Source organism: Rhizobium sp. 21-4511-3d, from assembly GCF_053522545.1.
This window is the reverse complement of record NZ_JBNWCF010000005.1, coordinates 55,738-78,685: the sequence shown is the minus strand read 5'-3', so window position 1 is coordinate 78,685 and position 22,948 is coordinate 55,738. Positions and strand designations below refer to the sequence as shown.

Annotated in this window: 25 protein-coding genes; 8 read left to right on the top strand and 17 right to left on the bottom strand. The window is 62.2% G+C overall.

The window, feature by feature from the left end; translation table 11 throughout:
- The first annotated feature begins 63 nt into the window (after positions 1-63).
- The 3 genes from ACQZ5H_RS13000 to ACQZ5H_RS12990 all read left to right on the top strand — a co-directional run bounded on the left by ACQZ5H_RS13000 (position 64) and on the right by ACQZ5H_RS12990 (position 6,388).
- Positions 64-2,205, top strand: a complete 2,142-nt coding sequence (locus tag ACQZ5H_RS13000) for a mechanosensitive ion channel family protein (RefSeq protein ID WP_449097959.1) — start codon at positions 64-66, stop codon at positions 2,203-2,205.
- A 203-nt stretch (positions 2,206-2,408) separates the two neighbouring features.
- On the top strand, positions 2,409-5,012 hold the full coding sequence (gene mprF / locus ACQZ5H_RS12995; RefSeq protein WP_449097958.1) for a bifunctional lysylphosphatidylglycerol flippase/synthetase MprF: 2,604 nt from the start codon (positions 2,409-2,411) through the stop codon (positions 5,010-5,012).
- A complete protein-coding gene (locus ACQZ5H_RS12990) occupies positions 5,009-6,388 on the top strand; it encodes a virulence factor family protein (protein ID WP_025555438.1) in 1,380 nt (459 codons plus the stop codon). Before mprF ends, ACQZ5H_RS12990 begins: the two co-directional genes overlap by 4 nt.
- Here the strand turns inward: ACQZ5H_RS12990 and ACQZ5H_RS12985 are convergent.
- From ACQZ5H_RS12985 to ruvC, 10 genes are all read right to left on the bottom strand, one after another.
- Complete coding sequence (locus tag ACQZ5H_RS12985; RefSeq protein WP_449097957.1) at positions 6,385-6,948, bottom strand: DinB family protein; 564 nt, start codon at positions 6,946-6,948, stop codon at positions 6,385-6,387. The two genes, ACQZ5H_RS12990 and ACQZ5H_RS12985, sit on opposite strands and share 4 nt — an antisense overlap.
- 42 nt (positions 6,949-6,990) lie before the next feature.
- Complete coding sequence (locus ACQZ5H_RS12980; protein ID WP_413710213.1) at positions 6,991-7,209, bottom strand: hypervirulence associated TUDOR domain-containing protein; 219 nt, start codon at positions 7,207-7,209, stop codon at positions 6,991-6,993.
- A gap of 48 nt (positions 7,210-7,257) precedes the next feature.
- Positions 7,258-7,770: an NUDIX hydrolase gene (locus ACQZ5H_RS12975; protein ID WP_449097956.1), complete on the bottom strand. Its 513-nt coding sequence runs from the start codon at positions 7,768-7,770 to the stop codon at positions 7,258-7,260.
- 7 nt (positions 7,771-7,777) lie between these two features.
- Positions 7,778-8,818 carry a Holliday junction branch migration DNA helicase RuvB gene (gene ruvB, locus ACQZ5H_RS12970; RefSeq protein ID WP_025555435.1) on the bottom strand — a complete coding sequence of 347 codons (1,041 nt, stop codon included), beginning with the start codon at positions 8,816-8,818 and terminating at the stop codon, positions 7,778-7,780.
- Entirely contained in the window at positions 8,815-9,219 is a 405-nt protein-coding gene (locus tag ACQZ5H_RS12965; protein WP_199629912.1) for a PIN domain-containing protein, read from the bottom strand. The genes ruvB and ACQZ5H_RS12965 overlap by 4 nt, the downstream gene beginning before the upstream one ends.
- Complete coding sequence (locus ACQZ5H_RS12960; protein ID WP_413710211.1) at positions 9,216-9,503, bottom strand: AbrB/MazE/SpoVT family DNA-binding domain-containing protein; 288 nt, start codon at positions 9,501-9,503, stop codon at positions 9,216-9,218. Before ACQZ5H_RS12960 ends, ACQZ5H_RS12965 begins: the two co-directional genes overlap by 4 nt.
- A 66-nt stretch (positions 9,504-9,569) precedes the next feature.
- On the bottom strand, positions 9,570-10,184 hold the full coding sequence (ruvA, locus tag ACQZ5H_RS12955) for a Holliday junction branch migration protein RuvA (RefSeq protein ID WP_449097955.1): 615 nt from the start codon (positions 10,182-10,184) through the stop codon (positions 9,570-9,572).
- A gap of 10 nt (positions 10,185-10,194) precedes the next feature.
- Positions 10,195-10,614 carry a type II toxin-antitoxin system VapC family toxin gene (locus tag ACQZ5H_RS12950; RefSeq protein WP_203428086.1) on the bottom strand — a complete coding sequence of 140 codons (420 nt, stop codon included), beginning with the start codon at positions 10,612-10,614 and terminating at the stop codon, positions 10,195-10,197.
- Positions 10,592-10,852: an AbrB/MazE/SpoVT family DNA-binding domain-containing protein gene (locus tag ACQZ5H_RS12945; RefSeq protein WP_449097954.1), complete on the bottom strand. Its 261-nt coding sequence runs from the start codon at positions 10,850-10,852 to the stop codon at positions 10,592-10,594. The genes ACQZ5H_RS12950 and ACQZ5H_RS12945 overlap by 23 nt, the downstream gene beginning before the upstream one ends.
- Positions 10,853-10,907: 55 nt before the next feature.
- A complete protein-coding gene (ruvC, locus tag ACQZ5H_RS12940; RefSeq protein WP_025555429.1) occupies positions 10,908-11,420 on the bottom strand; it encodes a crossover junction endodeoxyribonuclease RuvC in 513 nt (170 codons plus the stop codon).
- Positions 11,421-11,650: 230 nt separating this feature from the next.
- Between ruvC and ACQZ5H_RS12935 the strand changes: the two genes are divergently transcribed.
- On the top strand, positions 11,651-13,969 hold the full coding sequence (locus tag ACQZ5H_RS12935; protein WP_449097953.1) for a methyl-accepting chemotaxis protein: 2,319 nt from the start codon (positions 11,651-11,653) through the stop codon (positions 13,967-13,969).
- Between the two features lie 96 nt (positions 13,970-14,065).
- Here ACQZ5H_RS12935 and ACQZ5H_RS12930 read toward each other — a convergent pair whose 3' ends face one another.
- Complete coding sequence (locus ACQZ5H_RS12930) at positions 14,066-14,290, bottom strand: hypothetical protein (protein ID WP_130281979.1); 225 nt, start codon at positions 14,288-14,290, stop codon at positions 14,066-14,068.
- 272 nt (positions 14,291-14,562) lie between these two features.
- Here ACQZ5H_RS12930 and ACQZ5H_RS12925 point away from each other — a divergent pair, with 272 nt between their 5' ends.
- The gene (locus tag ACQZ5H_RS12925; RefSeq protein ID WP_199629918.1) at positions 14,563-15,390 is read left to right on the top strand and encodes a hypothetical protein; all 828 of its coding nucleotides are present in this window, start codon (positions 14,563-14,565) and stop codon (positions 15,388-15,390) included.
- A 625-nt stretch (positions 15,391-16,015) separates the two neighbouring features.
- Positions 16,016-17,017, top strand: a complete 1,002-nt coding sequence (locus ACQZ5H_RS12920; protein ID WP_449097952.1) for an LLM class flavin-dependent oxidoreductase — start codon at positions 16,016-16,018, stop codon at positions 17,015-17,017.
- Here the strand turns inward: ACQZ5H_RS12920 and ACQZ5H_RS12915 are convergent.
- From ACQZ5H_RS12915 to ACQZ5H_RS12895, 5 genes are all read right to left on the bottom strand, one after another.
- Positions 17,014-17,496, bottom strand: a complete 483-nt coding sequence (locus tag ACQZ5H_RS12915; protein WP_449097951.1) for an SH3 domain-containing protein — start codon at positions 17,494-17,496, stop codon at positions 17,014-17,016. The two genes, ACQZ5H_RS12920 and ACQZ5H_RS12915, sit on opposite strands and share 4 nt — an antisense overlap.
- Before the next feature lie 73 nt (positions 17,497-17,569).
- Positions 17,570-18,058, bottom strand: a complete 489-nt coding sequence (locus tag ACQZ5H_RS12910) for an invasion associated locus B family protein (RefSeq protein WP_130281973.1) — start codon at positions 18,056-18,058, stop codon at positions 17,570-17,572.
- A gap of 139 nt (positions 18,059-18,197) precedes the next feature.
- The gene (locus ACQZ5H_RS12905; RefSeq protein WP_449097950.1) at positions 18,198-18,632 is read right to left on the bottom strand and encodes a DoxX family protein; all 435 of its coding nucleotides are present in this window, start codon (positions 18,630-18,632) and stop codon (positions 18,198-18,200) included.
- Between the two features lie 60 nt (positions 18,633-18,692).
- A complete protein-coding gene (locus tag ACQZ5H_RS12900; protein WP_112718849.1) occupies positions 18,693-19,178 on the bottom strand; it encodes a tetratricopeptide repeat protein in 486 nt (161 codons plus the stop codon).
- A gap of 20 nt (positions 19,179-19,198) precedes the next feature.
- Entirely contained in the window at positions 19,199-20,173 is a 975-nt protein-coding gene (locus ACQZ5H_RS12895; protein WP_203428091.1) for an MBL fold metallo-hydrolase, read from the bottom strand.
- Positions 20,174-20,464: 291 nt separating this feature from the next.
- Here ACQZ5H_RS12895 and ACQZ5H_RS12890 point away from each other — a divergent pair, with 291 nt between their 5' ends.
- Both ACQZ5H_RS12890 and ACQZ5H_RS12885 read left to right on the top strand, forming a co-directional pair.
- Positions 20,465-21,205, top strand: a complete 741-nt coding sequence (locus ACQZ5H_RS12890) for a sigma-70 family RNA polymerase sigma factor (protein ID WP_449097949.1) — start codon at positions 20,465-20,467, stop codon at positions 21,203-21,205.
- Positions 21,202-22,005 (top strand): anti-sigma factor family protein, encoded by an 804-nt coding sequence (locus tag ACQZ5H_RS12885; protein ID WP_449097948.1) that lies wholly within the window; start codon positions 21,202-21,204, stop codon positions 22,003-22,005. Before ACQZ5H_RS12890 ends, ACQZ5H_RS12885 begins: the two co-directional genes overlap by 4 nt.
- Positions 22,006-22,062: 57 nt before the next feature.
- On the opposite strand, the gene ACQZ5H_RS12880 is transcribed toward ACQZ5H_RS12885, so the two are convergent.
- Positions 22,063-22,809 carry a YebC/PmpR family DNA-binding transcriptional regulator gene (locus ACQZ5H_RS12880; RefSeq protein ID WP_449097947.1) on the bottom strand — a complete coding sequence of 249 codons (747 nt, stop codon included), beginning with the start codon at positions 22,807-22,809 and terminating at the stop codon, positions 22,063-22,065.
- Between the last annotated feature and the right edge of the window lie 139 nt (positions 22,810-22,948).

The following is a 22,948-nucleotide window of genomic DNA, read 5'->3' as shown; positions in this document are numbered from 1 at the left end:
AAGAGCCCGCGCTTTCCAGGCGCGGGCTTTTTCGTGCCCATTGCCTAAAGCATTGCACACGATATGGTTGACATCAGTCATACCGGAGGGCGTCGGGTGTTTGGTTCAAGGTTCGTCAGACTGCTGTTTTGGCTCGCGCTTCTGACGCTCGGGCCAATCGCCACGCAGGCCCAAAGCCCCGCGCAGCCGCCAGCCGCGCCCACCCCCATGCCGCCGGACAAGGTGCGGCAGATGATGGAGCTGATGCAGGCGCCCGAAGTGCAGAGCTGGATGGCGTCGCAGATGAAGACGGCACCGGCGGGGACTGCGGCGGCAGACGACGGGCAGATGTCGGTTCTCTCGGGCCTGCTCGGCCATGCGCGCCGCCATGTCGAGATGGTCTCGCATGCGGCGATGGAGCTGCCGGCGGAAATCGAAACGGCCGATGGCATCGTCGATCGCGAGGTCGAGCCGGCCGGCGCCGGTTGGGTCGTCGTCGAGGTGCTGACGCTGCTTCTCGCCGGTACGCTTGCCGAACTGCTGTTCCGGGCGGTGACGCCGCGGCCGCGGGTGCGCCGGGCCGATACGGAAGAACCGGCGGCACTGCATCATGCGGGCGCCAATATTTTCTACCGGGTCATTCCGGCGATCGTCTTTGCCATCGCAACGATGATCCCGCTGCTCGCCTTCAACTGGCCGCCGGTCAGCCAGTCGATGGCGATCGCCGTTGCCGTCGCGCTGATCGCGGCGCGGTTCACCATCTCGATCGGCCGCATGCTGGTCGTGCTGGTGACACTGGCGCGGGCCGACGGCGAGCGGGACGTCTCGCGGGCGAAGGCGCTATTCTGGTTCCGCCGCGCTGCCGTGTTCGGCATCTATTTCGCCTTCGGCTGGGCCGTCATTCAGGTGATGGAGCCGCTCGGCTTCTCGCCGGGCTCGCGCTATTTCGTCGCCTATATCCTCGGCATCGGCCTGTTCCTGATCGCTGTCGAAGCGGTCTGGTCGCGCCCGTCGGATGGGTCCCGCCACAGCACGGCGGTGGCCTGGGCTCTGACGATCTACTTCCTGGCGCTCTGGGTTCTCTGGGTAACCGGGTTCAACTGGCTGCTCTGGCTCGGCATCTATGCGCTGCTGCTGCCGAAGGTGCTTTCAGTCGCGACGGCTGCCGTGCGCGCGCTGCACCAGGCCGAAGCCGGTTTCCTTGCCAATCGCCGCATCGCCACCGTGCTGCTCGATCGCGGCGTGCGTGCGTTGATCATTGCCGCGGCGGCGATCTGGATCGGCAAGGTCATGGGCGTCGGCGCCGATACGATGGCGGCCGGCGAAACGATGACCGACCGGATCGCCCGCGGCGTCATCGGCGGCATCGTCGTGCTGCTTGCGGCCGATCTGCTCTGGCATCTGGTCAAGGCCTATATCGACGGCAAGCTTCTCGATCAGCCGCTGGATGGCGCTGCATCGGATGAGGAGAAGGCCAGACGCGCACGTCTGCAGACGCTGCTGCCGATCTTCCGCAACATCATCGCCGTCGTCATTGCCGTCATCGCCATCCTGATGGTGCTGTCGGGGCTTGGTATCGAGATCGCGCCGTTGATTGCCGGTGCCGGTGTCGTCGGCGTCGCCGTCGGCTTCGGGGCGCAGACGATCGTCAAGGATGTCATCAGCGGCATGTTCTATCTGTGGGACGATGCCTTCCGCGTCGGCGAATATATCGAGAGCGGCAGCCACAAGGGCGTCGTCGAGGCCTTCAGCCTGCGCTCGGTGAAGCTGCGCCATCATCGCGGGCCGCTGACCACCGTGCCCTTCGGCGAACTCGGCGCCGTCAAGAACCTCAACCGCGATTGGACGATCGACAAGATCAGCCTGAACGTCACCTATGACACCGATCTGGTGAAGGCCAAGAAGGTGATCAAGCAGATCGGCCAGTCGCTGCTCGAAAACCCGGAATTCGGGCCGCATATCATCGAGACCCTGAAGATGAAGGGCGTCGAGCAGTTCGGCGAGTTCGCGATCGAGATCCGGCTTTCGATGATGACGAAGCCCGGCGAACAGTTCGTCATCCGCCGCAATGCGCTGGCGATGATCCGCAACGCCTTCAAGGAAAACGGCATCGAATTCGCCGTTCCGACCGTGCAGGTGGCGGGCGAGGGGCGCGATCCGGAAGCGATGGCCGCCGCCGCACGCTATGCGGCGCAGGCCCGCGCCGGAGGCGAGCCGGCTGCCTGAGCGGCCGCCGGGGTGCGACGGAATGTTACAAAAACGCAATGCCGCCTTGCGTTTGGCGGCGCTAATTTTGCCCCAATTCAAGCCGATGAGGCGCGCTCGGCGGCGGTTGGGTAGAGCTTGCGGGGGCTGATAGAGCTTGCCTGCAGCATATGCTAGTGCTTTGCCGAACGATTCACGCCACGCTGGCGATCGGCAGGGGTAACATGGCGAGTCAGAACAGTCTGGAAGAGATGGAAAGCGAAGAGGCCGGTGGGTTTCGCGGCTTTCTCCGGCGATATCGCACGCAGCTCGTGGCAGCCGCGACGCTGGTCCTGTTCTGCATGGTCGGCTATGCCATCATGCAGCTTACGGATGAAGTACGCTATGACGACGTCGTCGAAGCGCTTGCCGATACTCGTGTCAGCTCGATCCTTCTCGCGCTTCTCTTCACCGGTCTCAGCTTCTTCGCGCTGATCTTCTATGATTTGAACGCCATCGACTATATCGGCAAGAAGCTGCCCTTTCCGCATGTGGCGCTGACGGCGTTCAGCGCCTATGCGGTTGGCAATACCGCCGGTTTCGGCGCACTCAGCGGCGGCGCGATCCGTTACCGCGCCTATTCGCGCCTCGGCCTCACGCCTGAAGATATTGGCCGGGTCATCGCCTTCGTGACGCTGTCCTTCGGTCTCGGTCTGGCCAGTGTCGCGGCGATCGCGCTGATGATCATCGCCGACGAAATCGGGCCGCTGATCAATACCAATGCGCTGCTTTTGCGGATTATCGCCGGTGCGATCCTGGCGGGGCTCGGGTTCGTCGTCTATCTCGGGCGTGATGGCCGGGCCGTTAATCTTGGCCCGATCGCTGTCCGCCTGCCGGATTCGCGCACTTGGTCGCGCCAGTTCCTCGTCACCGCCTTCGATATCGCGGCGTCGGCGACCGTTCTCTACGTTCTCCTGCCGCAGACGGCGATCAGCTGGCCGGTTTTCCTGGCGGTCTATGCGATCGCCGTCGGTCTCGGTGTTCTCAGCCACGTTCCGGCCGGTCTCGGCGTTTTCGAGACTGTCATCATCGCCTCGCTCGGCAGCGCGGTGAATATCGATGCCGTTCTCGGCTCGCTGGTTCTCTACCGTCTGATCTATCACGTCCTGCCGCTGCTGATCGCGGTGCTTGCGGTATCGCTGACCGAGCTTCGCCGCTTCGTCGATCATCCGGCCGCATCGAGCATCCGTCGCATCGGCGGACGCCTGACGCCGCAGCTGTTATCGGCCTTCGCACTGATCCTCGGCGTCATGCTGATCTTCTCGAGCGTCACGCCGACGCCAGACGAAAACCTCGAATTCCTGGCCAATTACCTGCCGCTGCCGATCGTCGAAGGCGCGCATTTCCTGTCGAGCCTGTTCGGCCTGGCGCTCGTTGTCGCCGCCCGCGGTCTTGGCCAACGTCTCGACGGCGCCTGGCTGGTCTCGGTGGTCTCGGCCGTGCTGGCGCTGGCGCTGTCGCTCCTGAAGGCGATCGCGCTTGTCGAGGCGATCTTCCTGGCGATCCTGATCTTCAGCCTGTTCGTCAGCCGCCGGCTCTTCACCCGCCATGCCTCGCTTCTCAACCAGACGCTGACGGCGGCCTGGCTGATGGCGATTGCCGTCATCTGTGTCGGCGCGGTCGTCATCCTGCTGTTCGTCTATCGCGACGTGGAGTACAGCAACGAGCTCTGGTGGCAGTTCGAATTTGCCGCCGAAGCGCCGCGCGGCCTGCGCGCCGTGCTCGGCATCACCATCATCTCCTCGGCGATCGCGATCTTCAGCCTGCTGCGCCCGGCGACCTTCCGGCCGGAACCGGCGACAGAAGAGGCGCTGCAGCGCGCCGTCGATATCGTCAAGGCGCAGGACTATGCCGACGCCAATCTCGTTCGCATGGCCGACAAGAGCATCATGTTCTCCGAGAAGGGCGATGCTTTCATCATGTACGGCCGCCAGGGCCGCTCCTGGATCGCGCTGTTCGATCCGGTCGGCGAGCGGCATGCGATCCCGGAACTCGTCTGGAGCTTTGTGGAGGCGGCGCGCGCCGCGGGCTGCCGCGCGGTGTTCTACCAGATCTCTCCGGGGCTGCTGTCGCACTGCGCCGATGCGGGCCTGCGGGCCTTCAAGCTCGGCGAGCTCGCCGTTGCCGATCTCGGCGCCTTCGAGATGAAGGGCGGCAAGTGGGCGAACCTTCGCCAGACGGCAAGCCGCGCCCAGCGCGATGGCCTGAGCTTCGAAGTCATTCCCGCCGACGGCGTACCGGCCATTCTCGGTGATCTCTCGGTGGTCTCCAGCTCCTGGCTCGAAGACCACAATGCCAAGGAGAAGGGCTTCTCGCTCGGCGCTTTCGAGCCCGACTATGTCAATTCGCAGCCGGTCGGCGTGTTGAAGAAGGACGGTAAGATCGTTGCCTTCGCCAATATCCTCGTTACCGAAACCAAGTCCGAGGGCACGATCGACCTGATGCGCTTCTCGCCGGAAGCGCCGAAGGGCTCGATGGACTTCCTCTTCGTACAGATCATGGAATATCTCAGAGCCGAGGGCTACAAGCACTTCAACCTCGGCATGGCACCGCTTTCGGGCATGTCGAAGCGCGAAACGGCCCCGGTATGGGACCGTATCGGCAGCACCGTCTTCGAACACGGCGAGCGCTTCTACAATTTCAAAGGCCTTCGGGCATTCAAATCAAAGTTTCATCCGCACTGGCAACCGCGCTATCTTGCGGTTTCAGGAGGGGGCAATCCGATGATCGCGTTGATGGACGCGACCTTTCTCATCGGGGGCGGATTGAAGGGAGTCGTCAGGAAATGATCAGAAAATATCTCCTCGCAGCTGCTTGCGCCACGGCGCTGGCATTCCCGGCATTTGCCGCGGATGAAACCAACCAGGATTTCGAGACCGGCCTCATTCCGTCGCCGCACATCTTCCTGCCGAAGGGCGATGTGAAGGGTGCCGTGATGCTGATTTCGGACGGCGCAGGCTGGGGCGACAACGAAAAGGCCGAGGCTGACAAGCTGGTGGACGCCGGCGCTGTCGTGATCGGCGTCGATTTCACCTCCTACATTGATGCGCTGCGCAAATACGATGTCAGCGACAACGATGGCTGCATCTATCTCGTCTCGGATATCGAGTCGCTCAGCCAGCAGGTTCAGCGCGCCGCCGGTAACAGCGCCTATCATCTGCCTATCATTGCCGGTATCGGCGAGGGCGGAGCGCTGGCGCTGGCGATTGCCGCGCAGACCCCGGATGCGACGATCGGTCAGACGCTGGCGATCGATCCGGTTGCCGGTATCCCGCTGACCCAGCAGCTTTGCACCCCGGCCAGCAAGAAGACGGTCGGCGACCGGATGATCTACGGCCTCTCCGACGGCAGCCTGCCCGACCCGATCATCGCCGCCTTCACATCGGCAGCGCCGAAGGACGGCCGCGAACATGTGGAAGAGCTGAAGAAGATCCATCCGAAGATCGATATCCGCGACGCGGACGACGATGCGCAGACGACGCTCTCGGATACGCTGGACCAACTGATGGACGAAGCCGGAAGCTCCGACAATCCGCTCGGCCTGCCGCTTTCGGTTCTCGACGCCAAGCCGGCGATGGATACGATGGCGGTCATCTATTCCGGTGACGGCGGCTGGCGCGATATCGACAAGGAAGTCGGCAGCAAGCTGCAGAAGGAAGGCATCCCGGTCGTCGGTATCGACTCGCTGCATTATTTCTGGTCGGAGCGGAAGCCGCAAGAGACGGCCGACGATCTCGGCAAGATCATTGACCTCTACCGCAAGCAGTGGAACGTCAAGCATGTGCTGCTGATCGGCTATTCCTTCGGCGCCGACGTGGTGCCCGCCACCTACAAGCTGCTGAAGCCGGCCGAGAAATCTTCGATCGTGCAGATCTCGCTGCTGTCGCTTTCGCATGAGGTCGATTACGTGATCTCGGTCATGGGCTGGCTCGGCCAGAAGACTGAGGGCGCCGGTGGCGACCCCGTTGCCGATCTCAAGGATGTCGATCCGAAGCTCGTGCAGTGCATCTACGGCAATGACGATGACGACGAGGTGGCCTGCCCCGATCTGAAGGACAGCGGTGCCTCCGTGGTCGAGTTGCCGGGCGACCATCACTTCGATGAGAACTACGACCTGCTGACCAAGACGATCGTCGATGCGCTGAAGTCGCGTCTCAACGATTAACGCATCAACTTCTCTTCGCTCCAGCCGAGGGCGGCGATCTCGCCGCCCCGGAAGCGGGCGTCGTCATCGACGATGAATTCATCGAGCTGCGGTGGCTTGACGCTGGAGCCCGCCAGCATGGCGTGGACCTGGCCCCTGTGATGGGTCTGGTGCTGGAAGAGATGGCTCAGCACATCGTCTGCCCGCTCTTCCTGAATGCGCCCTGTCCGGTGGAGCTGCACAGTGGCAGCCAAGGCGTCCGGCGTCAGCTTTTCGCAGAGAATGACGAGGCGCCCGTCGACCTTGCGCTGTTCCGCAATCAGCGCTTCCAGCGCCGTGAACGGCTCTTCCACTTCCCAGGCCTTTGGCCCCAGCGTGCCGCCCTCCAGCGTGTCGACATAGAACCAGTCGACCGTGAGGATATGGTTCATGGTCATCCGGATCGATGGGAAGAAGCTGGTACGATGCGCCTCGAATTCACCGGGCTGCAGCAGCAGACAGGCGTTGCTCAGCCGCAGATTGGCGAGCGCATTGTTATAGGCAAGCTTTCGGAACATCCGGCAGGGGTCGAAACCGGTCATGGCATGTCCTCCTAATGGCTGGATCATGCGGGCGCGCCGCCGTCAGCCGTGTCTATGCAGCTCGGAATGGCTTTTCAGCACCCGGCCGCCATCCTCCTGTTCGATCAGGTAGGCCGGCTCCTCCGGGCTCGCCTTCCTCTTGATGACGGCGCCTTCGATGGTCCGCTCGACGTCATCGGTAAAGCTCTGCCTGATCTTTCCGGTTCCCGTGCCCGTGCCCCACTTCCATTCGACGCTCGCGCCAGTCCGGTATTTTTGCATGGCGATCTCCTTTCGGAGTGGCAATGCGCAAGGCGGTGCGGGGTTCCCTCAGATGTCGCGATCGAGATCGCCGTCGCGCCAGACAACGTGCCGCGTCGTTGCCGGCAGATGCTCGATCTCGTCGGCGATGAAATAGGGAGGAATGTCGAGAGCCTTCAGCGCTTCCTTGGTCGCGGGTACCCACTTGAATTCGAGGACGTCCTTGCCGTCTTCGAGCTGGTGGACGATGTCGTGGGGACGGAAGGGGAAGCTCTCGGGAACCTCCATCAGGTAATAGAAGCCCAGCTCGTGCCAGTCGCGCTTTTCATAATGGAAGAAGTTCTCGATGATCCAGAGAAGGCGCCCGACCTCGACGGAAACGCCGAGCTCCTCGACCATCTCACGCTTCAGCGTCTCCTCGGACGTCTCGCCGATCTCGGCGCGGCCGCCGGGAAAGGTCCAGAACGGCTCATGGACGGCGCGATGCACCAGCACATGGCCCTCGCGAAAGGCGAGCCCGGCAATGCGGTAGTTGAAACGCCCGGCAGGTCCATTCAGCCGGATCATCGTTCTCTTGGGCATGGTGCTCTCACTCATCGCCCTGGAAGAGGCGGAATTGCGCCGCTTCGAGATCCTTCGGCGGCTGCATGCCCAGGTGCTTCCAGGCCGTAGCCGTGAGGACGCGGCCGCGCGGCGTGCGCTGGATGAAGCCCTGCTGGATCATGTAGGGCTCGATGATGTCCTCGATCGCATCGCGCGGCTCGGAGAGACCGGCGGCGATGGTTTCGATGCCGACCGGGCCGCCGCCGAAATTGACGGCGATCATGTTCAGATAGCGCTTGTCGAGCTGGTCGAGACCGACATTGTCGACGAGCAGGCGGGTGAGCGCCTCATCGGCGATCTCGCGGGTGACGGCTTCTGCCCTGGCGACCTCGGCGAAATCGCGCACGCGGCGCAGCAGGCGGCCGGCGATGCGCGGCGTGCCACGGGCGCGCCGGGCGATTTCGCGGGCGCCCTCATCGGTCATCGGCAGGTTCATCAGCCGCGCGCCGCGGCGCACGATCAGTTCCAGTTCCTCGACCGTATAGAAGGAGAGGCGAACCGGGATGCCGAAGCGATCGCGCAGCGGCGTCGTCAGCAGGCCGAGACGGGTTGTGGCGGCAACCAGCGTGAATTTCGACAGATCGATCTTCACCGAGCGGGCGGCGGGGCCTTCGCCGATGATCAGGTCGAGCTGGAAGTCCTCCATCGCCGGATAGAGGATTTCCTCGACGGCCGGGTTGAGGCGGTGGATTTCGTCGATGAAGAGCACGTCGCGCTCTTCGAGATTGGTGAGCAGCGCCGCAAGATCGCCGGCCTTGGCGATAACAGGACCAGAGGTCGAGCGGAAGTTGACGCCGAGTTCCTTCGCCATGATCTGCGCCAGCGTCGTCTTGCCGAGGCCGGGCGGGCCGACGAAGAGCACGTGATCCAGCGCCTCGCCACGGTTCTTGGCGGCCTCGATGAAGATTTTCAGATTGGCGCGCGCTTCCGCCTGGCCGGTAAATTCGTCCAACGACTGCGGGCGCAGCGTCACATCCAGGTCTTCGCCCCGCTTCTCCGGCGATATCAGGCGGGTTTCTTCACTCATGCAAGTAGTTCCATTCCGGGGACGCGCGATGCGGCCTTTTTATCGAAGGTCTTGATCGATTCACAGCCCGCTGCGAGCGAGCGGGCGGCAATGAGGGCATCGGCAAGGTCGGCGTTCTCGCTGGCGACCAGCCGGAGCGCCTTGACGACGAGTTCATGGTGCTCGACGACGAGGCCGCGGGTCTGCAGCAGCTTGCGAATGGCCAGGACCGCATCCTGCTTCTGAAAGCCAAGTCTGGCGCGGAGCGCCCAATCCAATTCGAGCACGGCGACCAGCGGCAGGAAACCTTCGAAATCCCGGCCCATGCCTTCGGCAAAGCGCAGGGCGGCGCGCCTCTGTTGCTCGTCGTCATTGGTCAAAAGCCGGATGACGATATTGGTGTCGAGCCCAATCTTCTTCATGCGGCGACGTCGGAGCTGTCAGTGTCTTTGGTGTCGGCGGCGTTGGTTCCCGCGGCCTTCAGGACGGCAGCGTCGATCTCATCCAGCGTTGCGGGACCGTTTGGCGGTGATCCCAGCAGGCCTGCGAGATCCTTGAAGTCGACGTTCTTCGGCGTGATGATCACCTCGCCGTCGACGACGCTATAGATGAGCTGGTCGCCGGGCCGCAGATCAAGCGCTTCCCGCATCTCCTTCGGGATCGTCACTTGCCCTTTTGCCGATATCGTCGCTTCCCAAACGGTCATCGTCCACTTCCATTCAAGTCGTCAGACAATACTCGAATTTTCTGCCAATATCAAAAATGTCGGAATTCATCGCGACAATTCCTTCAGCCCCAACCGGATCAGCTTGGCGCTGTCAGCGCCATCACCCGCCGTTTTCATTGCGGCCGCAACGGCGTTCGCCGCCTGATCGCGCGAGTAGCCGAGATTGGTGAGCGCCGAGACGGCGTCTGCGACCGGGGCGGAGGCGACGCCTTCGCCGATCTCCTGCTTGAGGCCCATGTTGATCGCCTCGCCGGCATAGGCGGGCGCCTTGTTCTTGAGCTCGGTGACGATGCGCACGGCCACCTTTGGGCCGACGCCCTGGGCGCGGGAGACGGCGGTCTTGTCCTGCAAGGCAATAGCGTTCGCGAGCTCGGCCGGCGTCAGGGTCGAAAGTACGGCCAGCGCCACCTTGGCGCCGACGCCCTGGACGCTCTGCAACAGGTTGAACCACTCGCGCTCGAGCACGCTCATGAAGCCGAATAGCTTCAGCTGGTCCTCGCGCACATAGGTCTCGATGAAGAGCACGCAGGCCTCGCCGACCGAGCCGATCTTCGAGAGCGTGCGGCCGGAGCAATAGGCGACGTAGCAGACGCCGTGCACATCGACGAGCACATAGTCGTCGCCGATTTCCTCAACAGTGCCTTTCAGCTTTCCGATCATGATACGTCCGTCAGGGATGGGTTTCGGGAGAAATGAGGTCGAGCGCCGGGAAGTAGGAACGGTAGCGCGCGCCGTCACGCGTCAGCAGCCGGTGGCGGCCCCATTCCGCATGGGCTCCGACCAGAAAATCAGGAAGGGTTCGATCCCGCTGTCCACCAGCATCGCGATAGCGCCGATGCGCCTTACCCGCGCGAAACGCCGCCTCGAAAGGCAGTTCCTGCCGCACGAGGCCCAGCCAGGACAGCGCCCTCAACAGCTTCTCTTCTGCTGCTGACGTCGCGGCCAGCTCGGCCCATACGATCGGTGTCAATATCAATGGGCCTTCACCGGCACATCGCTTGAGTGCCTTGATCGACCAGGGTCTGAGGGCGGTCTGCGGTCCGAGAACATCGATCAGGACGTTGGTATCAATGACGGTCGAGATCGTCACGCGGCCCCCTGATCCATTCCATATATTCGTCGGTCGTCATGCCTTCGAGATCAAGAGTGCCTTCGACATCGGCGGCCCACTCATCGAAGCCGCGCGTATCCGGTTCACTTCCCTTGACCTTGACGAGGGTGGCGGCATTGTCGCCGGCGATGAATTCGACCTCGGAGCCCGGGCTGATGCCCAGGTGGTCGCGAATGTCTTTCGGGATGGTCACCTGACCTTTTTCCGTCACGCGCATGGTAATACCTCTCAGGTAATACCTAGAGGCGTATGAGGAACAAGTCAAGAACAAATCATCCCGCCAGCGCCGCCATCCGCATCCGGGTGCCGCCGCGGTTGTGGGCGTGGCAGATGGCGATGGCGAGTGCGTCGGCGGCGTCGTTGCCCTTGAATTCCACCTTCGGCATCAGGATCTTCAGCATCATGTGGATCTGCTGTTTCTCGCCGTGGCCGACGCCGATGACGGCTTTCTTCACGGCGTTCGGGGCGTATTCGGCGACGGGCAGGCCGGCGCGGGCGGGAACCAGCATGGCGATGCCGCGGGCCTGACCGAGCTTCAGCGTGGCGACGGCGTCCTTGTTGACGAAGGTCTGTTCGACGGCGGCTTCGTCCGGCTTGTAGCTGTGGACGATTTCGGCGAGCCCGTCATGCAGCTGGCAGAGGCGTGAGGCGAGGTCCATGTCGCCGTCCGATGTGACCGTGCCGGAGGCGACGAAGCGCAGCGAATTGCCCAGCGTGTCGATAACACCCCATCCCGTGCGACGCAGGCCAGGATCGATGCCGATGATGCGAATCGTGTTTTGCATGGCTCACCATATTGCAGTTGCAAAATATCTGCCATCGATATGTGAACAAAACAAAAACATCTGAGGTTTTGCGTGGCGCTGTTTACTGCGAATTAAATCAGTTGTCTGAAATCTAATCCATCAAATGTGAGAGGGGCCGCTTTTTCGGAAGGTCAAGGCCCCCGATGTTCTGTTTTCGGTCAAGCCAGCTGCGAAAAGCCAGGCAAACCGCTCCGGAAGGGTTCTAGTTCATGGCGCAGAGATTTCAGTCTCTTTCCTTTAAAGTTATCGCGACATTCATTCTGCTCACGGCGCTTGCCGTCAGCACCATCAGCGTGCTCGGCTATTTTGCCAGCAGCCGCATTTCCGACGATCAGGCGCTGAAGGCGAAGGAGAGCGTGCTCATCTTCCGCGGCGACATGCTGCAGGATCAGTTGGAGCAGCTCGAAAACCAGGCGAATTCGATTGCGCGCATCGAGGCGCTGCAGATGTCGATCACCAGCCTGAAGAGCGGCTGGAAGACCATCGAGAAGTCCTCGGGCGATGCCCGCGCCGAGCTGAAGAAGGTCTTCATCACCAACAACCCGAACCCGGCCGACCAGCGCGAGAAGCTGCTGAAGCCTGAGGGTCCGAGCGGGTTCTATTATTCGAACCATGAGAAGACGCAGGGCGAAGTCGCCCGCGATCTCGAAAACACCGCCTTCAGCGATCTGCTGATCACCGACATGGATGGCTCCGTTCTCTATTCCTACAAGAAGGACGACAATTTCGCCGAAAACCTGAAGTCCGACGCCTGGAAGGCGACCGGCGCGGGTATTGCCTATGCGAAGGCCGTCGAGAATACCGCGAAGGCAACCGACGATTCCGCGCCGACGGCTTTCTCCGGCCTGCGGGTCGATGCCGGCAAGTCGGCGATCTTCTATGCCGTGCCGATCGTCAAGCTCGGCCAGGCCAAGGGCATCATTCTTTTCAAGGTGCGTGACGATATCGTCTCCAGCATCCTGTCGAAGGGCATCGTTTCCGGCAGCACGGCACAGGCCGCGATCATCTCGTCGGATGGTTCCGCGATCGGTCTCAATGCCGAGGGCAAGCTCGCGACACTCGACACCGCCGCCTTCACCTTCATTCCGGATGCGCTCGCCAACAGCCAGGGCATGACGGTCGATGATTTCGCCCGCAGCGACGGTACGGCGCGTGCCTATGTCCGCGGTATCGACTATCACGGCGACCGGTTCCTGGTGGTCGAGAGCGTCCGCCTCAGCGAGTTGAATGCCGGCTCCATCGAGATTGCCACGCTGCTGACGATGATCGGCCTCGGCGCACTCGTCGTCATGGCGATCGCCACCGGCCTGATCACCAAGCTCCTCTTCTCGCCGCTTGCCCGTCTCGCCGGCAATACCCGCGATGTCGCCGACGGCAAGCTCGATACCGAGATCGGCAGCCAGAACCGCCATGACGAGATCGGCACGATGGCCAAGGCGCTGGCGCGCTTCAAGCAGTCGCTGCTCGATAGCCGCGAGCTGGAAGCCGCAAGCGCGGAGACTCGTTCACTGGCGGAGCGCGAGCGTCAGGAAAACCTGATGCAGCGCGAAGCCGAGGCGAAGAGCCTGCAGGATGTCGTCCAGGCGCTCGACGAGGGCCTGCATCATCTGGCGCATGGCAATCTCGCTTATCAGATCGACACCCGTTTCCCGGGCGAGCTCGAAGGCCTGCGCGTCAATTTCAACGAGGCGCTCGCGACGCTCAGCGAAACGATGACGGCGATCGGCGGAAACTCGATGGCCGTCCGCTCCGGCTCGGAAGAGATGCGCAACGGCGCCGACGATCTTGCCGGCCGCACCGAGCGCCAGGCTGCCTCGATCACCGAGACCGCCAATGCGATCGATGCGATCACCCAGTCTGTCCGCATCCAGATCGAGCGTGCCGAACAGGCCGAGCGGATCGCCCGTGACGCCAAGAAGGAAACCTCGGGCTCCAGCGACATCATGCGCGAGACCATTGCGGCGATGGAAGCCATCCAGGCCTCATCGCGCCAGATCAACTCGATCATCTCGGTGATCGACGAGATCGCCTTCCAGACCAACCTCCTGGCGCTGAATGCCGGTGTCGAGGCTGCGCGCGCCGGTGAATCCGGCAAGGGCTTTGCCGTCGTCGCCATGGAAGTCCGCGAACTGGCGCAGCGCTCGTCGAGCGCGGCTAAGGAAATCGCCAGCCTGCTGCAGAAGTCGACGCATGAGGTCGAAAGCGGCGTGTCGCTGGTCGAGCGGGCGGGCGTCGCGCTCACCGGCATCGGCAGCCATGTCGAGGCGATCAACGGCCAGATCCACGAGATCATGGAATCGACCCGCGAAGAGGCCGATACACTGCGCCAGATCAACAGCGCGGTGGCCGAACTGGATTCGATGACGCAGCAGAATGCGGCGATGGTCGAGGAAAGCACGGCGGCGATCCATCGCCTCGCCAGCGAAGCGCTGGAGATGGACCGTCAGCTCGGCAACTTCACGCTGCCGCAGGGCCATCATCAGCAAAGCGCGGAAGTACATGTGCTCCGGCATCGCCGGGCTTCGTAACGCCTGCAAAGGTCAGGCGACTCCTGCCGCGAATGTGGATTTGGAGTCGCTTGCAGCGCCGGCATCAGGGAGCACCCGGTGCCGCGCACCTGATAATCAGAGGCTCAAGTCCAGACCGAGCTTCTTGCTCAGCACGAAGGCGGCGAGCCCTACGCCGATTACCGCTACCGCGAAGACTGCAGCCATCATGCCGCCCGTCCGCAGTACCGCACGCCTCTCGCCCTTCTCCGCTCGATCGTAATGCCACTTGATGGCAAAGAACATGGCCGTTCCGAGCGCAAGAACCTTGAACGTAACGAAGACTACCGGGACCCAATCCATACTAGAAACTCTTTGTGTATCAGCTGCGCTCCTTATGATCCCATATCGGGTAAGCGCCTACTTCCGATTATGCAAAGCAGATATGTAATAGTAGGTGGTGCTTACTTGGGCTGATCCGCGGTTTCACGGAGTGACCGCTTAGGGCCGATAGCAGACCCATCGCCCCATCATCGAACGGCAATGCGCGGTGCTGCCTGATAGCTCTTCGGCGGGCGGTTGACAAGAAATCAGCTGATGCGCAACCTCTGTGCGTTCCTCTCTTCGAGATTCTTATGCGATCGATTATCGTCAAATGTCTTGTTTTCACCGTAGCGATTCTTGCAACAGACCTCCCAGCCCAAGCTTTCGATTCCGATTACGATAGCGATGATCTTCGCTTCGTACACCGTTTCGTTCCCTCCGAGGATTTTCATCTTGGTATGACGAAGTTTGAAGTGGAGAGCCTAATCGCGAAGAACTTCAAGGAATGGAAGCGCGACGCCGTCCGTATCCCGTTGGACCCCGCTCAACCCGTAGACAAAGTTCCAGATGACCAAGCACAAAGCTTCGAAGGAGCTGTTTTCTTGGACAGATCTTACGCAGCGGGTGGATACGACAATTCCGAAAGTTACAGCCTGTATTTCACATCACCGGCAACTGGAGGAAAACTCTATGCCCTCCGAAGATCGACGCAATTTAAAGGCGACCTTATTCCGAACATCCGGAAGTGGAAGCGCACTATCCTCAAATACTGGGGAGAGCCGGAGGTTCTGGGAAAGGAAACCAGAAATATTCGCCTGATGCGCTATCACTTCGACGCCTCCGGCTCACTGGGATGGAATGCGACCGAGCAATGTGAGCGCGACGTAGTGGCTTACTCAAAAATGAAAGAGAACAACGTTAGAGAGCTCAGACGCCTCTCCGAGAGATTGGCGGCAGATCAATGTCAGGGTTATGCAGAGGCGGAGGCGAAGCCAGTCGACGAGGACCGCCTCAATAGATCTTCTGTGATGTATCTACGCGTGGACTATCAAATCGAAGATTTGATTCATCGGGCTGGGGGCGGCGTCAGCTCACGATCGACTGACTTCGACAACGATGCTTTCGGCGTGGTTCAGTAAATCCTGGATAGCAGATCGCCAATCGAGGCAGGCGACGCTCTGAACGCCGCTGATCGCGACTATACACCGATCCATCATCCGCAGGAGGAACCGGGTTGCCAATCGTTTATTCCGCAGAAGCAGATGCAATTCTCTCGGCAGGCGCGTGGCTGGGACCCGAGCACCACAACTGGGCCCTGACCAAGGAGCAGGCTATCACTGCTGTTGGCCAGCTTCGTGACGCAAACTACATCATTCTAGGCGGTGACGTCCTAAATGGGCCAGAAAAGTATTACAGCCACGCCTACGCCAACTGGTCCTATGATCCTTCGTCTCCGCCGTCCGCCGCCGATCTGTCATCCAGTGCATGCAAGGCATCTTCTTACATAAGCGACTATCCAGTCGAGGACGCCTATTTCGTGCTTGTGCCAACGAGCACGAACTCCTTGGCTCGATAGCGATGCCCCACCGTCCCATCATCGACTGCAATGGGCCGCCAGCAGACATGTGGGACCCTGATCTTGCTGACACCTCAGCGTCCTTGCTGACCAAGCAACCAATCCTTTTTCTTCGCCGCGGGGTTTGGATGCGGCGCCCTCACCACCTACATAGCCGGTAACCCCACATTCCCGACCGGCAGGTTTTCATGATTCCCTTTTCCATCCTCGATCTCTCGCCCGTTCCAGAAGGCACGACCGTCAGCCAATCTCTCGCCGGTTCTGCCCGGATGGCGCAGAAGGCGGAGGAATATGGATACAAACGCTTCTGGCTTGCCGAGCATCACGGCATGCCGGGTATCGCGAGTGCTGCGACAGCGGTTGTGATCGGCCATGTCGGCGCGGCGACGAAGACGATCCGCATCGGGTCGGGTGGCATCATGCTGCCGAACCATTCGCCGCTCGTCATTGCCGAGCAGTTCGGCACGCTGGCAGCGCTCTTCCCGGGCCGCGTCGATCTTGGCCTCGGGCGTGCGCCGGGCACGGATATGCGCACCGCCCAGGCGCTGCGGCGCAATCTCGATGCCGGTGCCCAGAGCTTCCCGCATGATGTCGTCGAGCTGCAGCAGCTGCTCGGCGAGCCGGTCGAGAACCAGGCGATCCTCGCCGTTCCCGGCAATCGCACGCATGTGCCGATCTGGCTGCTCGGTTCGAGCCTCTACAGCGCCCAGCTCGCGGCCATGCTCGGTCTGCCCTATGCTTTCGCATCGCATTTCGCGCCGGATTCGCTGCTCGATGCGATCGATATCTATCGCAGCAAGTTCCAGCCGTCGGCCGTTCTCGATCAGCCTTATGTGATGGCGGGTGTCATGGGATCGGTGGCGCCGACCGATGAGGAAGCCGAGTACCATTTCACCTCGGCGCAGCAGCAGTTCGTCAATCTGAGGCGCAATGTGCGCGGCCAGTTCCCGAAGCCGGTGAAGGATATGGAGAGCTTCTGGTCGCCGATGGAGAAGCTCAATGTCGAGCATACGCTGCGCTACGCCGTTGTCGGTTCGCCGCAGACGGCGGAGGCGAAGCTCAAGGAATTCCTCAAGGAGACCGAGGCCGACGAGCTGATCATCTCCATGCCGATCCACGATATCGAGGCCAGGCTGAAATCGGTCGAGCTGTTCGCCGGCCTCGGCAGCTTCATGAGCGCGGCCGCCTAATCGCCAATCGTCTCGCCGGGATAGACGCCCCAGAGGGATGCCTGTTCGATGAAGCCGGAAAGATCCTGGTGCGGCAGATCGATGGCGCACCAGCTTCCGTCGCAGCTCTTGATATGAACGAGGACGCGGGCCATCAGCTCGGCGGAGACCGCCGAGCTTTCGCGCGCCGCCTTATGCAGGCTGGCCGGCTGTTTCAGCCAGGGACCGATGACGGCGGTCCGGCGTGACGAGAGCAGTGCGCGGTGCATCCAGCCCGAGATGCCGTCGCTATCGCGCACTTGGCGCCAGTTGTCGTATTCGGCGGTGATCTCCAGCGGCAGTCCCGATTTCACATAGATCCACTTGGTGCCGTAATCGAGCGACGGGCCGATGCGCATGCGGGCATTGCCCGATTTCAGTGAGACGAAGCGGGGAACCGGCAGGCCGGTCTCCCGGCCTTTTGCTGCGGTGTCGGGGATCGCGGATGCCTCGCTGGCCATCAGCGGCACAAGGAGGCAGCAGGCGAGGGCTAGAAGCCGGCTGGTGCGGCAGAGACGCAAGGGATTGCCCACGTCAGTTGCACTTGCTGACCTGCTTCAGCGCGGCGGTGATGCCGTCGAGGGAATAGGTGTAGCTCGTATCGGTGCCGCGGCTGGAGGTCGCCTCCAGAACCATCTCGCTGCCGCCGCGCATGGCGCGGATCATCTCCGGCTCACGCTCCTCGTGCTGCATCCAGGCAGCGTTCTCGCGGGTGAACATCCAGAAGGTCTGGTCGCCGATGCGGACCTTGACGCGCGAACTGTCCTTCAGCTCGTAGCCCATGCGCGCCTGCGGCTCGAACTGGCCCGAGGCGCCAGGGCCGACCATGAAGAAGTTGTTGCCGTGGCTGACGTTTGCAGGCGTCTGCCCGGTCGGCACCGTCAGCAGGTAACAGACGGTCTGGCCGTTGGCCTTGTAGGAATAGACGCCCCAATCGTTGAAGCGCTTGACCATCGAAGGCTGCGCTTGCGCGGCGAAAGCGCCGAGCAACGAAAAGGAGAGAACGAGAGCAAGTTTCTTCATGGCATTTCCCCGCCGATGGTGTGAAGGACGCTGGCCTGAGACAGACCGGCTGGAGGCAGGGGCATTGAAGGGCGGCAGCGTTACCGCTTCCTTAAAAACAGGCGGCGGTTCACGGAGCTGTGAACCGCTTTGATCCAGATCACAGCAGCGCGGCAATCGGCGCCGCGCAGTTTCGCTTCAGCACTGCGTCGATCGACAGCGCGCCGGCACCCGATATTGCCAGCACGAACATGCCGCCGGCGATGGCGAAGTCCTTCTCGAAATGCAGCAATTCGTTCTGGCTGGCGAAATCCGTATGGAAAAGCAGGGCCGTCAGCAGGCAGAAGGTGCCGAGCGCTGCGGCACCCAGCCGCGTTGCCAATCCGGCTGCGACCGAGAAGCCGGCCGCAAGCTGCAGCAGGATGACGCCGATGGCGACGGGCAGTTCGAGACCGAGCCTGGCGAAGGCCTGGGCGGTGGCGTTGAAATTCAGCGCCAGCGTTGCGCCCTCATGCAGAAAGATCGCCGATAGCAGCAGGCGTCCGCCAAGCAGCACCGTACTTGCGCCGGCGGATCGGGGGAGGGAGTGTTCCATGATCATCTCCTTGGGTGAGCAGGGCGAGCGGCAGCGCCGCCCGCCCCGGGGCAATCGCCATCAGTTGCCGCCCCGTGCGGCGATTGCCTCTTGTAGGTCTTCGAGCTCCTCGCAGCCGGCCGGGCAAAGCTGCTTCAGCGACGCGAGCTGTTCGTTCGCCTTGTCCGGTTTGCCGGTCTGCAGGTAGAGCTCGCCGAGATATTCGTGTGCCGCCTTGTGATCCGGCTGCAGCTCGAGCGCCTTGGTGTAGTAGGTCAGCGACGTTTCGTAGTCGCCGGTCATGCGCAGTGTGTAGCCGAGCAGATTGTAGACGTCGGCCTGCTGGTTATCCTCGGCGAGGCCGCGGAGTTCCGTGAGTGCCGCCTGATAGTCCTTGGCGGCGATCTTGGCGCGGACGGAGGTGAGATCCGGGCCATCGCCGGTTTCCATGTTGTCGACCGCATAGGCGGGCATTGCCGTCAGCGCCGACATTGCGGAACCGGCTGCGGAAAGGGCGCAGAAGCCCATGACGCCGAGAACGGCGTAGCTGGTGAACGAGCGTTTCATGACCGTTATCTCCTCAGGCGTCAGGCCTGGCTTGTCGGTGTGAAGGCATAGGCGTTTCCGTCCTTGACGAAGCTGCCGGAGCCGGGGAAGGGGAAGTGCGAGCCGCAGATGGCGATCTTGTCGGCGATGACGCGATCGATCAGCTTGCGGCGGCTGGTGATGGCAAGCGGCCCGTCCTGATCGTAGCTGCCCTGCCATTCCGGATGCGGGGCGAGCAGTGCCGGCACATACATGATGTCGGCGGAAACCAGCAGCTGGCTGTTTCCCGAGTTGACCAGATAGGTCGAATGTCCCGGCGTATGGCCAGGCGCCGAAATCAGCTCGATGCCGGGTGCCACTTCCGCGCCGTCCTCGACCAGCTTCCAGTTCTTCCATTTCGGGAAGACTTCGGCGATCCGCTTTCCGGCGCCCTTGCGGCCCTCGGGAAGCTTGTCGACCCGGCCGGGATCGGTCCACCAGTTATACTCGGCGGAATGAACGACGAGCTCGGCATTCGGGAAAACAGGTGCGTTGGAACCCTTTTCCATCAAGCCCCAGACGTGGTCAGGGTGGAAATGCGAGATCATCACGGTGTCGATCTTCCGGTAGTCGATGCCTGCGGCCGCCATGTTGCCGGGCAGGTGGGTGGCATTGGCCTGCCACTGGCCGACACCGGAACCGGCATCCATCATGATCAGCCGGCCGCCGACCTTCAGCACGACGACCGTCAGCGGGATCGGCATGAAATCGGTCGGCAGATGGGCGGCGGCCAGCGCCTGCTTGGTCTCGTCGACCGAGACGTCCTTGATGAAGGCGGGATCGTGCGGCTTGCGCCAGATGCCGTCATAGATGGCGGTCACTTCGATATCGCCGACCTTATAGCGGTAGAAACCGGTGGCCGGTTCGTCTGCCGATGCGGCGAAGGCCGGGGGTACGAATTCGAGCTTCGACGCGAGGCCGAATGCGGCTGCCGCGGCGGCCGAACCGAGCAGCGTACGGCGTGACATTTCGAACATGGGGATGCCTCCTCTGGCTTGTCCGTTGTCTCAGCGGGATCGGGATAGGTTCGACGTCCCCGCTGCAGAACTAGACCTGAGTGGCTGCACGCTTATTCCCTGATGCCAGGAACCTTCTCATCAAGCCGTTGAAAGAAATCGGCTATTTTTATCGCGGCGGAAATTGCGCGAAAAAATACAGCCGGGAGGGAATAAAACGGCGCCCTCATCGATCTAGTCGATAAAGGGTCGCGTTGCCTGCAGGGCGCCCTGAGGATTAGAGTCGGCTGGGCTGCAGCCGCAGGGGACGTGATGACCCAAGTCAGTATTGCCGACCCCATTCCATTCGATGACCAGCTGGCCGAGGCCGTCCTGCGGTGGCGGCGCCGCTCGCGTTCGCTGGCCGGGCTTGTCAGCCGGCTGTTTGTCGAGGCCGCGTCGGTCCTCGTCGGCTATATGGAGATGGCCCGCGATCAGGGGCGCGCCCGGGCTGCCCAGCCGCTGCAGGCCGACCAGACGCTGCGCTTCCAGCAGAGCATCCTGCCGCACATGGATGCCGCCTATAATTTCGCGCGTTTCCTCAGCCGGGACCAGGATGCGGCGCAGGATATCGTGCAGGATGCGTTCCTGCGGGCCTATCGCAGTTTTGAGACATATCGGGGCGGCGATCCCAGGGCCTGGGTGTTTTCGATCGTCCGCAATTGCCATCTCGCCTGGCAGCAGCAGGGGCGGCGCAAGGCGCGTTTCGAGACGCCGCTCGATGGCAATGCCGGGAGCGAAAGTCCGGCGCACGAGATTGCTGCCGATGACGATACGGCGGAGACGGCGATGATCCGCGAGAGCGAGTCCTCACGCGTACGCCATGTCATCGCCATGCTGCCGGAAGCGATGCGCGAGATCCTGGTGCTGCGCGAACTGGAGGAGCTTTCCTACAAACAGATCGCCGAGGTTATCGACGTGCCGATCGGCACCGTCATGTCCCGCATCGCCCGCGCGCGGCGCGAATTCGGCGAAGCCTGGGATGCGTTCGAAAATGGCGGGGTCGGGGCATGAGCGATACGCCGAAACAGGGCTGCGACCAGTGGGGACCGGTGCTGCATGCCTTCATCGATGGCGAGCTCGATCTGGTGCGCGCAGCGGAACTGGAGGCTCATCTTGCGGGGTGCCCGGATTGCCGGGCGGAGATGGAAAGGGTGCGTGGGGTGCGGCAACGGATCGGGCGGGATGGCGTGCGCTTCAAGATGCCGGAAGAGGTGCGCGCGCAGGTGCTGACGGCGCTCTCGCGGGAGCAGGCCGCGGGCCTTCAGGCGCAAAGGCGCGTCGAGACGGCATCCCCATGGAGCCGCTTCTTCCGCTTCGTGCGCGACTGGAGCTTCGTGCCGTCGCTGGCGGCATTGGCCGCGAGCGCCATGCTGTTCGTCAACGCACCGGCGCCAGAACTCGGCATTCAGGACCAGCTGCTCGCTAGCCATGTCCAGTCGATGCTGGCCGATCACCTCGTCGATGTGCAGACCTCGAACCAGCATACGGTCAAACCCTGGTTCAACGGCCGTATCGACTTCTCGCCGCCGGTCAATGATCTTGCCAAGGATGGTTTCCCACTGGTGGGCGGGCGTGTCGATTACATCGGCGGGCGCGTGGTCGCCGCGCTCGTCTACCGGCGCAACGGCCACGTCATCAATCTCTTCGTCTGGCCGCAGACGGCAGGCAGGCAGACGGACAGTGAACACGACGGCTACAACATGGCCGAATGGTCGGCCAACGGGCTGGTGTTCTGGGCGGTGTCGGATGTCAGCGCCGGAGACCTCGCCGCCTTTCGCGCAAGCTTCATGCGTGCGGCAGCCGGCATGTGACGCAACGAAAAAGGCGGGCCAGAGCCCGCCTTTCGAATGCCTTTTCGGAAGAGCCGATCAAGCCGAAAGCTTGGCAAGCACTTCTTCGGAGACTTCGAAGTTCGAATAGACGTTCTGGACGTCGTCGTCGTCTTCGAGATTGTCGATCATCTTCATGAGCGACTGGGCCTTTTCCTCATCAACAGGCACGTTGTTCCGGGCACGCCAGACGGCCTTGACGGTTTCGGCTTCGCCGAGCGTCGCTTCGAGCGCCTTGGCGACTTCGCCGAGGCTTTCGAAACCGGTCGTGATGTAGTGGCCTTCCTCGTCGGTCTCGACGTCGTCGGCGCCGGCTTCGATCGCAGCTTCCATCACCTTGTCGGCATCGCCTGCCGAAAGCTTGTAGGTAATTTCGCCGACGTGATCGAAGGAGAAGGAGACCGAGCCGGTTTCGCCGAGTGCGCCGCCGGCCTTGGTGAAGATCGAGCGGACATTCGAGGCGGTGCGGTTGCGGTTGTCGGTCAGCGCCTCGACGATCACGGCGGTGCCGCCCGGGCCGTAGCCTTCGTAGCGGATCTGCTCGTAGTTCTCGCCATCGCTGCCGGCTGCCTTCTTGATGGCACGGTCGATATTGTCTTTCGGCATCGACTGGGCCTTGGCGTTCTGGATTGCCAGGCGCAGGCTCGCGTTCATCGCCGGGTCGGGCAGACCAGCCTTGGCGGCAACGGTGATTTCGCGCGCCAGCTTGGAGAACATTTTCGACCGCACGGCGTCCTGACGGCCCTTGCGATGCATGATGTTTTTAAACTGTGAATGGCCAGCCATGGCACCCCTGTTCACGTCTCATTGTTCGGAATGGGCCGCCTTATAAGAGCGAAACGGGCCGTATTCAAGCGGAAAGCAGCTTTCGGGCCTGCTGCACAGGCTGTGCAAATCATCGGAACAAAGCCGGTGGACCTGACGT

What these genes read in the sequence shown, in the direction of transcription:
- ACQZ5H_RS12885 (WP_449097948.1), top strand. Translation starts at nt 21,202, where the DNA reads ATGAGCGATACGCCGAAACAGGGCTGCGACCAGTGGGGACCGGTGCTG.
- ACQZ5H_RS12975 (WP_449097956.1), bottom strand. Translation starts at nt 7,770, where the DNA reads ATGCCCAAGAGAACGATGATCCGGCTGAATGGACCTGCCGGGCGTTTC.
- ACQZ5H_RS12960 (WP_413710211.1), bottom strand. Translation starts at nt 9,503, where the DNA reads ATGACCGTTTGGGAAGCGACGATATCGGCAAAAGGGCAAGTGACGATC.
- ACQZ5H_RS12965 (WP_199629912.1), bottom strand. Translation starts at nt 9,219, where the DNA reads ATGAAGAAGATTGGGCTCGACACCAATATCGTCATCCGGCTTTTGACC.
- ACQZ5H_RS12910 (WP_130281973.1), bottom strand. Translation starts at nt 18,058, where the DNA reads ATGAAGAAACTTGCTCTCGTTCTCTCCTTTTCGTTGCTCGGCGCTTTC.
- mprF (WP_449097958.1), top strand. Translation starts at nt 2,409, where the DNA reads ATGGCGAGTCAGAACAGTCTGGAAGAGATGGAAAGCGAAGAGGCCGGT.
- ruvB (WP_025555435.1), bottom strand. Translation starts at nt 8,818, where the DNA reads ATGAGTGAAGAAACCCGCCTGATATCGCCGGAGAAGCGGGGCGAAGAC.
- ACQZ5H_RS12880 (WP_449097947.1), bottom strand. Translation starts at nt 22,809, where the DNA reads ATGGCTGGCCATTCACAGTTTAAAAACATCATGCATCGCAAGGGCCGT.
- ACQZ5H_RS12905 (WP_449097950.1), bottom strand. Translation starts at nt 18,632, where the DNA reads ATGGAACACTCCCTCCCCCGATCCGCCGGCGCAAGTACGGTGCTGCTT.
- ACQZ5H_RS12920 (WP_449097952.1), top strand. Translation starts at nt 16,016, where the DNA reads ATGATTCCCTTTTCCATCCTCGATCTCTCGCCCGTTCCAGAAGGCACG.
- ACQZ5H_RS12895 (WP_203428091.1), bottom strand. Translation starts at nt 20,173, where the DNA reads ATGTTCGAAATGTCACGCCGTACGCTGCTCGGTTCGGCCGCCGCGGCA.
- ACQZ5H_RS12990 (WP_025555438.1), top strand. Translation starts at nt 5,009, where the DNA reads ATGATCAGAAAATATCTCCTCGCAGCTGCTTGCGCCACGGCGCTGGCA.
- ACQZ5H_RS12915 (WP_449097951.1), bottom strand. Translation starts at nt 17,496, where the DNA reads ATGGCCAGCGAGGCATCCGCGATCCCCGACACCGCAGCAAAAGGCCGG.
- ACQZ5H_RS12890 (WP_449097949.1), top strand. Translation starts at nt 20,465, where the DNA reads ATGACCCAAGTCAGTATTGCCGACCCCATTCCATTCGATGACCAGCTG.
- ACQZ5H_RS13000 (WP_449097959.1), top strand. Translation starts at nt 64, where the DNA reads ATGGTTGACATCAGTCATACCGGAGGGCGTCGGGTGTTTGGTTCAAGG.
- ruvC (WP_025555429.1), bottom strand. Translation starts at nt 11,420, where the DNA reads ATGCAAAACACGATTCGCATCATCGGCATCGATCCTGGCCTGCGTCGC.
- ACQZ5H_RS12925 (WP_199629918.1), top strand. Translation starts at nt 14,563, where the DNA reads ATGCGATCGATTATCGTCAAATGTCTTGTTTTCACCGTAGCGATTCTT.
- ACQZ5H_RS12930 (WP_130281979.1), bottom strand. Translation starts at nt 14,290, where the DNA reads ATGGATTGGGTCCCGGTAGTCTTCGTTACGTTCAAGGTTCTTGCGCTC.
- ACQZ5H_RS12985 (WP_449097957.1), bottom strand. Translation starts at nt 6,948, where the DNA reads ATGACCGGTTTCGACCCCTGCCGGATGTTCCGAAAGCTTGCCTATAAC.
- ruvA (WP_449097955.1), bottom strand. Translation starts at nt 10,184, where the DNA reads ATGATCGGAAAGCTGAAAGGCACTGTTGAGGAAATCGGCGACGACTAT.
- ACQZ5H_RS12935 (WP_449097953.1), top strand. Translation starts at nt 11,651, where the DNA reads ATGGCGCAGAGATTTCAGTCTCTTTCCTTTAAAGTTATCGCGACATTC.
- ACQZ5H_RS12945 (WP_449097954.1), bottom strand. Translation starts at nt 10,852, where the DNA reads ATGCGCGTGACGGAAAAAGGTCAGGTGACCATCCCGAAAGACATTCGC.
- ACQZ5H_RS12900 (WP_112718849.1), bottom strand. Translation starts at nt 19,178, where the DNA reads ATGAAACGCTCGTTCACCAGCTACGCCGTTCTCGGCGTCATGGGCTTC.
- ACQZ5H_RS12980 (WP_413710213.1), bottom strand. Translation starts at nt 7,209, where the DNA reads ATGCAAAAATACCGGACTGGCGCGAGCGTCGAATGGAAGTGGGGCACG.